Source organism: Streptococcus oralis, assembly GCF_004127215.1.
Taxonomy (GTDB): domain Bacteria; phylum Bacillota; class Bacilli; order Lactobacillales; family Streptococcaceae; genus Streptococcus; species Streptococcus oralis_BD.
In genome coordinates this window covers 420409-435093 of record NZ_QEWJ01000001.1, presented here as the reverse complement: position 1 = coordinate 435093, position 14685 = coordinate 420409, and the positions used below count along the sequence as shown (strand labels likewise).

The window sequence follows — 14685 nt, the reverse complement described above, 5'->3', positions numbered from 1 at the left end:
GGAGAAAAGCATGTTAAAGACATATCATTTTATTGGAATTAAAGGATCAGGGATGAGTGCCTTGGCCTTGATGTTGCACCAAATGGGACACAAGGTTCAAGGTTCAGACGTTGAAAAATACTACTTTACTCAACGTGGACTAGAGCAGGCAGGGATTGCGATTCTTCCTTTCGATGAAAAGAACCTTCAAGGTGGTGTAGAGATTATCGCTGGAAATGCCTTTCGTCCAGATAACAACGTTGAAATCGCCTATGCAGACCAAAATGGTATTAGCTACAAACGTTACCATGAATTCCTAGGTAGCTTTATGCGCGATTTTGTCAGCATGGGAGTGGCAGGAGCACATGGGAAAACCTCAACAACTGGTATGTTGTCTCATGTCTTGTCTCACATTACAGATACGAGCTTCTTGATTGGGGATGGAACAGGCCGTGGTTCAGCCAATGCCAAATATTTTGTCTTTGAATCAGACGAATATGAGCGCCATTTCATGCCTTACCATCCAGAGTACTCTATCATCACCAACATTGACTTTGACCATCCAGACTACTTTACAAGCCTAGAGGATGTTTTCAATGCCTTTAACGACTATGCTAAACAAATTACGAAAGGTTTATTCGTCTACGGTGAAGATGCTGAGCTGCGTAAGATTACAGCCAATGCTCCTATTTACTATTATGGATTTGAAGCAGAAGGCAATGACTTTGTAGCTAGCAATCTCCTTCGTTCAACAACGGGTTCGACCTTCACAGTTCATTTCCGTGGACAAGAGTTGGGTCAATTCCACATCCCAACCTTTGGTCGTCACAATATCATGAATGCGACAGCTGTTATTGGACTTCTTTACACGGCAGGCTTTGATTTGAACTTGGTGCGTGAACACCTGAAAACATTTGCCGGTGTTAAGCGTCGTTTCACTGAGAAAATCGTTAATGATACGGTAATCATCGATGACTTTGCCCACCATCCAACAGAAATTATCGCGACCTTGGATGCAGCTCGTCAGAAATACCCAAGCAAGGAAATTGTAGCAATCTTCCAACCGCATACTTTTACTAGAACCATTGCTTTGTTGGACGAATTTGCCCATGCTTTGAACCAAGCGGATGCTGTTTACTTAGCGCAAATCTATGGATCAGCTCGTGAAGTGGACCATGGCGATGTTAAGGTAGAAGACCTAGCTAATAAAATCAACAAGAAACACCAGGTTATCACAGTTGAGAATGTATCGCCACTCCTAGACCACGACAATGCTGTTTACATCTTTATGGGAGCGGGAGACATCCAAACCTATGAGTACTCATTTGAACGTCTCTTGTCTAACTTGACAAGCAACGTCCAATAGGAAAATCAAATGGAAATTCCAATCACCATAAGGCAAGTTACCCTATCAGATTTAGATGAAATTTTGGCGATTGAAGAAGCCAATTTTTCATCAGAAGAGGCATTTAGCCGTCAATCCTTAGAAGAGAGTATCCGTAAGACTGCGGATACCTTTCTTGTAGCTAGGGATGAAAACCAGCTCGTGGGCTATATTTTAGGAGAGGCTCAGTCTCTTCATCCCAAATGGATAGCAATAAAATCATTGACAATTCATCCTGACCATTGTGGACAAGGGCTGGGAAGTCTTCTGATTGCAGCCTTGAAGCAGGTGACAGTCGAACTAGATTACCAAGGTATTTTTTTGCAAAGTCCTGATGAGCTACTATCTTATTTTGAAATGAATGGCTTTGTTGAAGAAGTGACAGAGAGTCATTATGGCAGTGGTTCTGAATGGCATCTGATTTGGGCAAATCCTTTTTATCAGGAGGAAATATGAAAATCAGACAAGCAAGATTTTCGGATTTGGACCGAATTTTAGAGATAGAGCTAGAGAATTTCTCCCTTGAAGAAGCCATTCCGCGTTCGGTCTTTGAGGCTCATTTACGTGAAATTCAGACTAGCTTTCTCGTCGCTGAAAAAGAGGGACGTGTCCTTGGATACATTGAAGGACCAGTCGTCCTACACCGCCATCTACAAGATCAGTCTTTTACGGAAGAAGTAGAGGACCACAGTCACAGATCTGGCGGTTATATCTCCGTTACCTGTCTATCTATTGCCAAGGAAGCGCAAGCTTTGGGTGTGGGTAAGAGATTACTGACCGCCCTAAAAGAAGTTGCTGTAGAGCAGGAAAGAGAAGGTATCAATCTGACATGCCATGACTATCTGATTCTCTATTATGAGAAACATGGCTTTGTTAATGAAGGGATATCTCAGTCAAATTTTGCAGGTGAGACCTGGTACGATATGGTTTGGGAAAATAAGAAATAAGCATAAGAAAGCCATCTATGGTTGCTTTTCTTTACTTTTTAAGATATAATATTATGGATTATCAACAAGGAGGTTGAACCTTTGAGCGAAAATTCGAGAGAAGAAGAAAAATTAAGTTTTAAAGAACAGATTCTACGTGATTTAGAAAGGGCACGGGAAAGAGAACGGTTAGCTGGAGAAGGAGATGCTACGCCTTTCATTCCCCCTATCGAGAATGATACTCTTTCTACTTTTTCTGATTTGGAAATAGAGGATTCGGCTGAGAATGCGGTTGACGATTCTTTAGCTTCTATAGAGGATGTTCTAAAAAAAGCTCCAACTGTATTGCCACGTAAAGATTCTGAACCAAGTGAAATAGTGGAACTGAAACAGGAAGATTCAGAGCCGGAAGAAGTTACTCCGACTAGGATTGAAGCTGTAGAACCTAAAAAAGACGAAAAAGCTTTTAACGAAGTAACGACAAGAATAGCCGTTTCGTATAAGACTGCGGATAAGGTGGAAGCAGTTTCTTCTCTTACGGGAAATGAAGAAACATTCTCATCTGAAGCTACTGATCGACAAACTGATCTTCCAAGCCGTAGTCGTCGTGAAGGAGTAAAGCCAGCTAAGAAAAAGAAGAAATCAAAAGCTAAAGGTTGCTTGCTAACTTTCCTAGTTTTCCTAGTTCTTGTAGCTGTTGGAGGGTACTTTGGTTATGGTTATGTTCAAGAATCCTTGAAACCAGTTGATGCAAGTTCTAAGGACTATGTAACGGTTCAAATCCCAGAAGGTTCAAATGTTCAAGAAATTGGGAGCACTTTGGAAAAATCTGGTTTGGTAAAACATGGACTCATCTTTAGTTTGTACGCCAAGTATAAGAACTATTCTGATTTGAAATCAGGTTACTACAACTTGAAGAAGAGTATGAGTACGGATGAGTTGATTCAAGAATTGCAAAAAGGTGGAACACCTGAACCACAAGAGCCTATCCTTGCAAGTTTGACTATTCCAGAAGGATATACTTTGGAGCAAATCGCTCAAACAGTAGGGCAACTTCAAGGTGAATTTAAAGAGTCGCTTACATCGGAAGCTTTCTTGGCTAAGGTACAAGATGAGACCTTTATCTCACAATTAGTAGCCAAGTATCCTAACTTACTTGGAAGTCTTCCAACAAAAGATAGTGGTGTTCGCTATCGCTTAGAAGGTTACCTTTTCCCAGCAACTTATACCATTAAAAACAGCACAACAGTTGAAAGTTTGATTGATGAAATGGTTGCAGCTATGGATAAGGCGCTATCGCCACATTATACGACTATAAAAGATAAAGGCCTCACAGTAAACGAATTGCTCAGCATTGCTTCTCTTGTAGAAAAAGAAGGGGCTAAAACGGAAGATCGCAAGACCATTGCAGGTGTCTTCTATAACCGATTGAATCTCGGTATGCCACTTCAAAGCAATATTGCTATCCTGTATGCTGAAGGCAAGCTTGGGCAAAAAATTAGCCTAGCTGATGACGCTGCAATTGATACAAATATCGATTCACCATACAATGTCTATACGCACCTTGGCCTCATGCCTGGACCAGTTGATAGTCCAAGTTTGGATGCTATTGAAGCAAGTGTAAACCAGACAAAGAGTGACTACTTGTACTTTGTAGCCAACGTAGAAGATGGTAAAGTATACTTTGCAGCGACCAAAGAAGAACATGATCAAAACGTTGCAGAACACATCAATAGCAAATTAACACAATCAAGTAGTTCAAACTAAAATTATGTGGTTTTCCACATAATTTTGTTTTAAAAACAAATTAAGAAAAGAAAGTTGAGAAAAATGGCAGAAAAAACTTACCCAATGACCCTTGAAGAAAAGGAAAAGCTTGAAAAAGAATTAGAAGAATTGAAGCTCGTTCGTCGTCCCGAAGTAGTAGAGCGTATTAAAATCGCTCGTTCATACGGAGACCTTTCAGAAAATAGTGAGTACGAAGCAGCGAAAGATGAACAGGCTTTTGTTGAAGGACAAATTTCTAGTCTGGAAACAAAGATCCGCTATGCCGAAATCGTCAATAGCGATGCAGTAGCACTGGACGAAGTTGCGATTGGTAAGACTGTAACTATCCAAGAAATCGGGGAAGATGACGAAGAAGTTTACATCATCGTTGGTTCTGCGGGTGCGGATGCTTTCGCTGGTAAGGTTTCAAATGAGAGCCCGATTGGACAAGCCTTGATCGGTAAAAAGACTGGTGATACAGCGACCATTGAGACACCAGTTGGTAGCTATGATGTAAAAATCTTGAAGGTTGAAAAAACAGCTTAATGAGAATAAAAAGGAGTAGGGGAGGCTTTTCACCTCGTTCAACTCCTTTTTGGTTTTTTAGATGAAATGGGAGACTATATGAGTGAAAATAAGAAGAAAAATAAAATGGAGCGTGGATTAACCAATCGCCACGTTCAGGTGATGGCCATTGCTGGGACAATTGGAACTGGGCTTTTCCTAGGTGCCGGTCGTTCTATCAGCCTTACTGGGCCTTCTATCATCCTGATTTACATGATTACAGGAGCCTTTATGTTTTTGATGATGAGGGCTGTTGGAGAGATGCTCTATCAGGATCCAGAACAACATACTTTTATCAACTTTATCACCCGTCATTTGGGGAAAGGCTGGGGTTATTTCTCAGTTTGGTCTTATTGGTTGTCTGTCGTCTTTATCGGTATGGCAGAAATCACTGCGATTTCGCATTATGTTCAGTTTTGGTTTCCTAGCTGGCCTAGTTGGTTGATTCAGATTGTCTTTTTAACGATTCTGGCCTTGGTCAATCTGATCGCGGTTAAGCTCTTTGGAGAAGTCGAGTTTTGGTTTGCAATGGTTAAGATTGTGGCTATTTTGGCTATGATTGCAACGGGAGCCTTTATGGTTTTAACTGGATTTGAGATGCCGCATGGGGCTGCAAGTTTGGCAAATATCAGCGATCAGTTCTCTCTTTTTCCAAACGGAGTCATGAACTTTGTCATGGCCTTTCAAATGGTATTTTTTGCCTATCTGATGATTGAATTTATCGGGGTGACAACTTCTGAAACGAAAAACCCTCGGGAGGTTCTTCCCAAGGCAGTTAAGGAGATTCCTCTCCGAATTGTCTTCTTCTATGGTGGAGCTCTATTAGCCATTATGTCTATCATTCCCTGGAGAGAACTTGCTTCTTCAGATTCACCATTTGTAACGGTCTTTGAACTGGCAGGTATCAAGTGGGCAGCGGCTCTGATTAACTTTGTCGTTTTGACGTCGGCAGCGTCTGCCCTTAACTCAACTCTCTACTCAACAGGGCGACACTTGTATCAGATAGCCCATGATTCGCCCAATCGCTTCTTAAAGGCCATTAAGGCAGATACTCTTTCTCGTCACAATGTTCCGCAAAATGCCATCATCGCCTCAGCAATTTTAATTGCTCTGGCTGCCTTTATCAATGTGTTGCCGGGTGTCTCGGATGCTTTTGCTTTAATTACGGCATCTTCATCAGGTGTCTATATTGCAATTTATATCTTGATTATGGTGGCTCACCTCAAATACCGCAAGTCACAAGACTTCATGGCTGATGGCTATCTCATGCCTCAGTATCGTTTGCTCAATCCCCTAACGATCCTCTTTTTTGTCTTTGTTTTTGTGACTCTCTTTTTGCAAGAGTCTACTTTTATGGGGGCAGTTGGTTCAGCCATCTGGATTCTTGTTTTTGGGATTTATAGCCAGTGGAAATTTAGGAAATAAAGGTTTTTTATCAACTGAGTCGGTTAACGAAAGGTCAGATTCAGGAGAGAACCATGGTGGTTCTCTCCTTTTTATATTCAAGGAAATAAGGATTCTAGTAGTTTGTAAGATTGAAGGTATAGGTTCGTATTTCTTAATAATGTTACAGGGATTTTCCCAGCAGGATAAATACCAACGACCTGTTATTGGAAGTTACCAGTATGATGATAATGTAATTTTCTAGGGACAGCATTCTCCTCTTGCCTTACTATGACCTAGCATAGATATAAGCTACTTTTAGCATAGTCTGCATAGATGTTAGCTTTTTTTGAGGATATGAAAACTCCCCTATCGTTTCTAGTGAGTCGTAGCCTCTTCACTATCCGCTATAAGGGGAGTATATCATTTGGTTTTTCTACGGAAGACATGGGATTCGAACCCACGCACGCTGTTACACGCCTACCGCGTTTCCAACACGGCCTCTTAAGCCTCTTGAGTAATCTTCCAATACTTACTCAAATAGTCTACCATAAAGCTACTTATCTTGCAATAAAAATGTTGGAATTGGCAAAAATGATAGTTTTTGAAAGAAAATGATAAAAAATGCTTGACTTTGGTAGAAAATGTGCTAGAATGAATAGTGTAAACGATAACAGGAGGTGATTTGGTGTTAAAAACTGAGCGGAAGCAACTGATTTTAGAGGAGTTAAATCAACATCATGTAGTTTCCCTAGAAAAATTGGTTAGTCTATTAGAAACATCAGAATCAACGGTACGAAGAGATTTGGATGAGTTGGAGACAGAAAACAAGCTTCGCCGTGTGCATGGTGGAGCAGAATTACCCCACTCCTTGCAGGAAGAAACTATTCAAGAAAAATCTGTCAAAAACCTTCAAGAGAAGAAGCTACTGGCTCAGAAAGCAGCCTCTCTTATCAAGGAACAAGATGTTATCTTTATTGATGCTGGAACGACAACTGCTTTTTTGATCAAGGAATTGATTAATAAGAACATCACAGTTGTGACCAACTCCATTCATCATGCGGTTCAGTTGGTTGAAAAACAGATTCCGACTGTCATGGTTGGAGGAAGTGTCAAGATGGCAACAGATGCATGTATCGGTGGAGTGGCTCTTAACCAAATCAATCAATTGCACTTTGACCGTGCCTTTATCGGGATGAATGGTGTGGACGATGGTTATTATACAACTCCCGATATGGAGGAAGGAGCTGTTAAGCGTGCTATTTTAGAGAATGCCAAACAGACTTATGTCTTGGTGGATTCGTCAAAGATTGGTCAAACTTGCTTTGCCAAGGTAGCACCACTCAAACGCGCTATTGTCATCACAAGTCAAGGGCACGAGCTCTTGCAGGCTATTAAGGAGAAAACGGAGGTAATAGAAGTATGATTTATACAGTCACACTCAATCCATCCATTGACTATATCGTGCGCTTGGACCAAGTCCAAGTCGGCAGTGTCAATCGTATGGACAGTGATGATAAGTTTGCTGGTGGAAAAGGAATCAATGTCAGTCGTGTTTTGAAACGCTTGGATATTCCTAATACTGCGACTGGATTTATTGGAGGCTTTACTGGTAAATTTATCACAGATACCCTTGCAGAGGAAAAAATCGAGACGCGTTTTGTCCAAGTAGCAGAAGATACTCGTATCAATGTTAAAATTAAAGCAGACCAAGAAACAGAAATCAACGGAACGGGTCCAAATGTCGAACCAGCTCAGTTAGAAGAATTGAAAGCTATCTTATCTAGTCTGACTGCAGATGATACGGTCGTGTTTGCGGGTTCAAGTGCTAAGAATCTAGGCAATGTTATCTATAAGGATTTGATTGCATTGACACGCCAGACTGGTGCGCAAGTCGTTTGTGACTTTGAAGGACAGACCTTGATTGATAGTTTAGACTACCAGCCACTTTTGGTTAAACCAAACAATCACGAGCTTGGAGCTATCTTTGGAGTGAAACTCGAAAGTTTAGATGAAATCGAGAACTATGCTCGAGAATTGTTGGCTAAAGGTGCTCAAAACGTTATCATCTCTATGGCTGGAGACGGTGCACTTCTTGTCACATCTGAGGGAGCTTACTTCGCTAAACCAATCAAGGGAACAGTGAAAAATTCAGTGGGAGCTGGTGACTCTATGGTTGCTGGATTTACAGGTGAATTTGTCAAATCCAAGGATGCGGTAGAAGCCTTCAAATGGGGAGTGGCTTGTGGAACAGCAACCACCTTCTCGGATGACTTGGCAACAGCAGAATTTATTAAAGAAACATATGAAAAAGTTGAGGTAGAAAAACGATGAAAATTCAAGACCTATTGAGAAAAGATGTCATGTTGCTAGATTTGCAGGCGACTGAAAAAACAGCAGCTATCGAAGAGATGATTCATAGCTTAGTAGATCATGGTTATGTGACGGATTTTGAAACCTTTAAAGAAGGAATCTTAGCGCGTGAAGCTCTCACTTCCACTGGCTTGGGTGACGGAATTGCTATGCCTCACAGCAAAAACTCAGCTGTCAAAGAAGCAACGGTTCTCTTTGCAAAGTCAAACAATGGTGTTGACTATGAAAGTTTGGATGGGCAACCAACAGACCTCTTCTTCATGATTGCAGCTCCAGAAGGTGCCAATGACACTCACTTGGCAGCCTTGGCAGAATTGTCTCAATACTTGATGAAAGACGGATTTGCTGACAAACTTCGTCAAGTAACATCTGCAGATCAAGTTATCGAACTTTTTGACCAAGCTTCAGAAAAAGCTGAGCAGCCTATTCAAGCACCTGCCAATGAATCTGGCGACTTTATCGTAGCTGTTACAGCTTGTACGACAGGCATTGCCCACACTTACATGGCCCAAGAAGCCCTTCAAAAAGTAGCCGCCGAAATGGGTGTTGGGATCAAGGTAGAAACCAACGGTGCCAGCGGTGTTGGGAACCAACTAACATCAGAGGACATCCGTAAGGCTAAAGCAGTTATCATCGCAGCAGACAAGGCTGTTGAGATGGATCGTTTCGACGGCAAACCATTGGTTAATCGTCCAGTTGCAGACGGTATCCGTAAGACAGAAGAATTGATCAACTTGGCTCTTTCAGGAGATGCTGAAGTTTACCATGCTGCTAATGGAGCAAAAACCGCAGCAACAAGTAACGAAAAACAAAGCCTTGGTGGTGCCTTCTACAAACACTTGATGAGTGGTGTATCTCAAATGTTGCCATTCGTTATCGGTGGTGGTATCATGATTGCCCTTGCTTTCTTGATCGACGGAGCTTTTGGTGTGCCACAAGATAGTCTTGGCAATCTCGGATCCTACCATGAGCTAGCTTCTATGTTCATGAAAATTGGTGGCGCGGCCTTTGGCTTGATGCTCCCAGTCTTTGCAGGATATGTTGCCTACTCTATCGCTGAAAAACCTGGTTTGGTAGCAGGTTTCGTGGCTGGTGCTATTGCCAAAGAAGGTTTTGCCTTTGGTAAAATCCCTTATGCTGCAGGCGGAGAAGCAACTTCAACTCTTGCAGGTGTCTCATCTGGTTTCCTAGGTGCCCTTGTTGGTGGATTTATCGCAGGAGCCTTGGTTCTTGCTATCAAGAAATACGTTAAAGTTCCTCGTTCACTTGAAGGTGCTAAATCAATCCTTCTCTTGCCACTTCTTGGAACAATCTTGACTGGATTTGTCATGCTAGCTGTTAACATCCCAATGGCAGCAATTAACACTGCTATGAATGACTTCCTTGGCGGTCTTGGAGGTGGTTCAGCTGTCCTTCTCGGTATCGTTCTTGGTGGAATGATGGCTGTTGATATGGGTGTGGTCCAGTTAATAAAGCAGCCTATGTCTTTGGTACAGGTACGCTTGCAGCGACTGTTTCTTCAGGTGGTTCTGTAGCTATGGCAGCAGTTATGGCTGGAGGAATGGTTCCACCACTTGCAATCTTTGTCGCAACTCTTCTTTTCAAAGATAAATTCACTAAGGAAGAGCGCAACTCTGGTTTGACAAACATCATCATGGGCTTGTCATTTATCACTGAGGGAGCGATTCCGTTTGGTGCAGCCGACCCAGCTCGTGCTATTCCAAGCTTCATCCTTGGTTCTGCGGTGGCAGGCGGACTCGTTGGTCTTGCAGGTATCAAACTCATGGCGCCACACGGAGGAATCTTCGTCATCGCACTTACTTCAAATGCCCTTCTTTACCTAGTCTTTGTTTTGATTGGAGCAATTGTAAGTGGTGTGGTTTATGGTTACCTACGCAAACCACAAGCATAAAAAGAATTCATATACCAAAATGACTGAACACGAAAGTGGGTAGTCATTTTTTTGATAATGGAGTTAGGGATACTGGGCTTTAAAGTGATATAGAAGTAGATCGTAGAGATTTTCACTCTTCATTTAAACGATAGAATACTAAAGTTTGTATAAATACTATGGAGGTGAAAAGTGTCTTGAATGATTCTAGAAAAGAAGCCAGAGAATGAAAAGTTCCGTAGTCAAAGTATTCTAAATGAAGAGTTACAAGCGACCCATGTCAGTATGGTGGAGGAGAATTTTCCCGATTCTAAATGAACCAATTTTATAGCTGATTTAGGTAGGAGACGAGAAATAACTAAAAGCTTTATATCTCAATAAATAATTGATATAATAATAGTTAAAGAATTACTAGAGGGAGAGATAAATTAATGGAAAGAGAATATAAATTTCGAGCACTTACTTCAAATAAAGATGTTGAAATAAAGCCAGTGACAGAAAGAGCACTTGAATTTGCGATTGACAAAAATTCGGAAGTAACCAACGTAGCTATTACTGGGAATTATGGAGCGGGGAAAAGTAGTGTTGTTGAGAGTTTTGAGAGGAAATGTACAGATAAAAAATTCATTCATATTTCTTTGGGGCAATATGATGAAATGAAAAGTAGTGAAAAAAATGGACTCGATAAGCGCGAAATTAATACCATTGAAGGAAAAATAATCAATCAATTGCTTCATCAAATAAATCCTAACAAAATAAGGAAATCCATTTTTAAAACTCTTGATGCTGAATCACAGATCAACCCCCTCAATATTACACTATATCTAAGTTTAACAATACTATTATCTTTGTATCTTTTTAATATTTCTTCATGGAGTGAATTGGTTTATAACTTTTGTTGGTTATCTTGGACTACGAAACCTATTATTTCCCTTCTTGTACTAATAATTTTATTTGTTTTAATTGTATATGGAATTTATTTTTTACTGAAGCTACAAAAAGATTTTGGTTTTATCAAAAAATTATCCTTAAAGGCAGAAAAAATTGAAACTGATATTGAAATCTTCTCAAATGAAAGTTCAAGGGTATCTTATTTTGATCGCTATTTAGATGATGTACTTTATTTATTCAAGCAATCAGGAGCAGATGTTATAGTATTTGAAGATATTGAACGTTTTAATGACTCTAGAATTTTTGAAAAATTGAAGGAATTAAATATAGTTATCAATAGAAATAGAAAGGCAAATCACAAACGTAAACTGGTGTTTTTCTATCTTGTAAAGGATGATTTGTTTGAATCACAAGAAAGAACGAAGTTTTTTGATTTTATTATTCCTATAGTCCCTGTTGTAACTGCTTCTAATTCTCATGACATATTAAAAAAATTGCTAACAGAAATGTGGGAATACGATAGTTTAGACAAGACGTTTTTATTTAATATTTCTTTATATCTTGACGATATGAGATTAATCAATAATATTTGTAATGAGTATCTTACTTATAAAGACACATTAAATACTTTAAAGCTAGATTATGAAAAACTATTTGCAATGGTAGTCTATAAAAATATTTTCCCTAAAGATTTTTCACTTTTACAAAGAAATCAAGGATATTTATATGAATTGTTGAACTCAAAAGAAATATCATTAAAAAATCTTAGAGAGGAGTTAAATAATAAGAAGAATGCTTTGGAGAGAAAGATAGAGAATGCTGAGGAAGAACATTTAAACGATGAAGTTGAATTATATGGAACTATATTAAAAATACCATCTGGAAGAAAAATAATTAAAGTAAATGGAAAATTTGAAAAAGATTTTTCAACACGTTATGATTACATAAAAGAGTTAATTGCAGGAGATAGTGAAATTTATTCCTTTGATAGTTATCATGATGCAGAGTATAATCAATATAAGCGAAATGAGGATATTGATTCTTTATTTCCTAGTAGGAATACTCCAGAATTTCAAGAGCGTTTAAAGAATACTAAAAATAAAAAAATAATAGAAAAATTAAAAGAAGAAATTAAGAAAATAAACGATGAGCTTGGGAAACTAGATAGTTATAGATTATCAGATGTTTATCAATATGCTACAGATATTGATGATTTTAAAAGTGATTTTACAAAAGAAATAAGAAAGAATCCTCAATTCTCAATAATCTCTTTCCTAATTAGAAATGCTTATATTGATGAGAGCTATCAAGATTATTTGAATCATTTCTATGAGAATACGATAACGGTAGAAGAAAAAGAATATTTAAGAAATGTAATTTCTGGCAGACAGAATAAATATAATATTTCTCTAAAAAATTTTGATGAAATCTTTAATTATTTAGAATTAAAAAATTATAAAAGTAGTAATGTGTTAAATTATGATTTATTTAGATTTCTGTTATATTCAAATGAACATAATGAGAAGTTGAAATTAATCTTTTACCAAGATAATATTTTGGAATTTTTACTGGACTTTTATAACGAATTATTTAGATTAAATGTTGAAAATAAATCGTTTTTCTCAGAGCGTGATATAAGGGTATTTTTGAGAAAATGGCTACATCATAACTCGGATCTCTTCAACGAATATATTAACCAAGAACATGGCGATTTTATTTACGTTGATAAAAGAAAATTGATATTATCTTTAATGAATTTAGTTGATTTGAGTGATTGTACAAAAGAAACAAAAGAGCAGATTTCTAAATATCTAGAGATGACACAAGAGGTTTTTCTTAACATTTTTCATAATAATTATTGTGATTTTGAGAAGTTTAATTTTAATTTATCGGCTATAGATTTTAAAATTAAGGAATTTGATTTTGAGAGTTCAGGATATGAGGAAAATGTGCTGAATTATATTTATAAGAATGGCTTATACGATATTTGCAAATCTAATGTACTATTTTTCATGGAACGGTATTCTGATATGGGTACAGAGTTATCAGATGTAAAACATAAAAATTATGAAATCATGACTAGTCAAAATGGATTAAAACCTTTACTAGATTATTGTCAATCTTCTGATGAAGAATTTCTAAAGTATATTCTAATGTATGTTACTTTATCAGAGGGAGAGATGCGTGATAAACCTGAGTATATTGAACAATTATTAAATAATAATGTTGTATTTAATCATCAATTATCTCAAGAAAAGTTAGGAAGTGATGAATCTGACGAGTCAGATAATGATGAAAAAATTAAAAATGTTACATTAGTAGAAAAAATTATCGCTAGTGTCCCAGAATTTTATATAACTTATACTCAAGATAAATTCAATGACCTATCTAGTGAAAATAGAGAAATACTAGTACAAAATCTTGTTAATGCTCAAAAAGCAGAAGTAAATACTGAAATTGTTTTAGAATATTTTAGTCAATATAAGAAAGATGGTAATTTCTTGGTAGATTTTATTAATCAAAAACCTAATTTTGAGTTTGATAAAGAGATCTATTTGAGGTTTGATAAGGAAATACAAGAAAAATTTGTATATTTTGTTTTAGAAGAGTCGAACATGAATAAAAATATCAGAATTAGATTAGTGAAAGAAATAGGATATCCTTATTATGAAACATTTAATGAAATTGATGAGGATGATAATCAGATGGACCATCTCATAAAATATAAATTGATAGATTTTAATGAAGATAATCTTGAGTTTATACGTCAGAAATACCCAAAACATTTAGCCTCCTTTATTAGGATGAATAAATTTGATTATTTAAATACTGCAAAAGATATTCGTGATGAAGAACAAATTAGAGAATTGCTAGAGAATCTGTATCTATCTGAAAAATATAGAGCAGAAATATTAGTGTTTCTTTTAGATAATAAATTTGATGAGTATGACTTTTACAACTTAATAAATCAAAATAGCTATGATTCGTTAGATGTGACGCTTCAAAATAAAATACAAAAAATAGTTAAAAAATATATAAGACAATTTATAGCATTAGATGAAAATGAAATTAGCGTTCCATTGTATGAATCTATACTAAATTCGAATGATGTTTTACTTGAACATAAGAAAGAACTTTTTGAAAAATTAATTTCTAATTCGGGAAGTCAAATAGAAGTAGATAAGCTTACTTTGCTAGGTGATTATTTAGATTTATTAGAATTACCGGATATTATGCAAATCTTGAAGGAACAAATAGATTATGATATCTACACTGAATGGGAAGTTGCCTTGGACAAACTAAATCAAAATGAAGATAATAGTGGAAATGGTAATCAGGAAGCGAAAGTGTCGTATTCTAAATTTAACGAAAAACTTCTTGATTACTTAAAGAAAAAGAAATTGATTTCTAATAAATCCAAACATGAAAATTCTGTATTAAAGCTATATGGATTAAGAAAGAAGCAGATTGAATATAGTGATGAAGCAGAAGAAAAGCAATAGTTATCACATTCAAATGACTGAACA

At 37.4% G+C, this 14685-nt stretch carries 9 protein-coding genes, 1 tRNA gene and 1 pseudogene; 10 read left to right on the top strand and 1 reads right to left on the bottom strand.

The genetic code is table 11. The features are described from left to right. Positions 1-10 precede the first annotated feature (10 nt). The 6 genes from murC to DF216_RS01995 all read left to right on the top strand — a co-directional run bounded on the left by murC (position 11) and on the right by DF216_RS01995 (position 6045). Entirely contained in the window at positions 11-1345 is a 1335-nt protein-coding gene (gene murC, locus DF216_RS02020) for a UDP-N-acetylmuramate--L-alanine ligase (protein WP_129325792.1), read from the top strand. A gap of 9 nt (positions 1346-1354) precedes the next feature. Continuing rightward, a complete protein-coding gene (locus tag DF216_RS02015; protein WP_129325791.1) occupies positions 1355-1819 on the top strand; it encodes a GNAT family N-acetyltransferase in 465 nt (154 codons plus the stop codon). Continuing rightward, positions 1816-2310 carry a GNAT family N-acetyltransferase gene (locus DF216_RS02010; RefSeq protein WP_129325790.1) on the top strand — a complete coding sequence of 165 codons (495 nt, stop codon included), beginning with the start codon at positions 1816-1818 and terminating at the stop codon, positions 2308-2310. The genes DF216_RS02015 and DF216_RS02010 overlap by 4 nt, the downstream gene beginning before the upstream one ends. An 81-nt stretch (positions 2311-2391) precedes the next feature. Beyond that, complete coding sequence (gene mltG / locus DF216_RS02005; protein WP_129325789.1) at positions 2392-4056, top strand: endolytic transglycosylase MltG; 1665 nt, start codon at positions 2392-2394, stop codon at positions 4054-4056. 63 nt (positions 4057-4119) lie between these two features. Next, positions 4120-4602, top strand: coding sequence for a transcription elongation factor GreA (greA, locus tag DF216_RS02000; RefSeq protein WP_084971663.1), 483 nt, complete (start codon positions 4120-4122; stop codon positions 4600-4602). A 78-nt stretch (positions 4603-4680) separates the two neighbouring features. After that, entirely contained in the window at positions 4681-6045 is a 1365-nt protein-coding gene (locus DF216_RS01995) for an amino acid permease (RefSeq protein ID WP_164978984.1), read from the top strand. Between the two features lie 397 nt (positions 6046-6442). Here the strand turns inward: DF216_RS01995 and DF216_RS01990 are convergent. Further along, a tRNA-Ser gene (locus tag DF216_RS01990) sits at positions 6443-6530 on the bottom strand. Between the two features lie 161 nt (positions 6531-6691). Between DF216_RS01990 and DF216_RS01985 the strand changes: the two genes are divergently transcribed. From DF216_RS01985 to DF216_RS01970, 4 genes and pseudogenes are all read left to right on the top strand, one after another. After that, entirely contained in the window at positions 6692-7429 is a 738-nt protein-coding gene (locus DF216_RS01985; protein ID WP_129325863.1) for a DeoR/GlpR family DNA-binding transcription regulator, read from the top strand. After that, the gene (gene pfkB, locus DF216_RS01980; protein WP_129325788.1) at positions 7426-8337 is read left to right on the top strand and encodes a 1-phosphofructokinase; all 912 of its coding nucleotides are present in this window, start codon (positions 7426-7428) and stop codon (positions 8335-8337) included. The genes DF216_RS01985 and pfkB overlap by 4 nt, the downstream gene beginning before the upstream one ends. Next, positions 8334-10288 (top strand): annotated as a pseudogene (locus DF216_RS01975) (PTS fructose transporter subunit IIABC). The gene pfkB and the pseudogene DF216_RS01975 overlap by 4 nt, the downstream one beginning before the upstream one ends. Positions 10289-10698: 410 nt before the next feature. Then, complete coding sequence (locus tag DF216_RS01970) at positions 10699-14661, top strand: YobI family P-loop NTPase (protein WP_129325787.1); 3963 nt, start codon at positions 10699-10701, stop codon at positions 14659-14661. Positions 14662-14685 lie beyond the last annotated feature (24 nt).

Coding starts and splice junctions, on each gene's coding strand:
- DF216_RS01995 (WP_164978984.1), top strand. CDS start 4,681: ATGAGTGAAAATAAGAAGAAAAATAAAATGGAGCGTGGATTAACCAAT.
- murC (WP_129325792.1), top strand. CDS start 11: ATGTTAAAGACATATCATTTTATTGGAATTAAAGGATCAGGGATGAGT.
- pfkB (WP_129325788.1), top strand. CDS start 7,426: ATGATTTATACAGTCACACTCAATCCATCCATTGACTATATCGTGCGC.
- DF216_RS01970 (WP_129325787.1), top strand. CDS start 10,699: ATGGAAAGAGAATATAAATTTCGAGCACTTACTTCAAATAAAGATGTT.
- DF216_RS02015 (WP_129325791.1), top strand. CDS start 1,355: ATGGAAATTCCAATCACCATAAGGCAAGTTACCCTATCAGATTTAGAT.
- DF216_RS02010 (WP_129325790.1), top strand. CDS start 1,816: ATGAAAATCAGACAAGCAAGATTTTCGGATTTGGACCGAATTTTAGAG.
- greA (WP_084971663.1), top strand. CDS start 4,120: ATGGCAGAAAAAACTTACCCAATGACCCTTGAAGAAAAGGAAAAGCTT.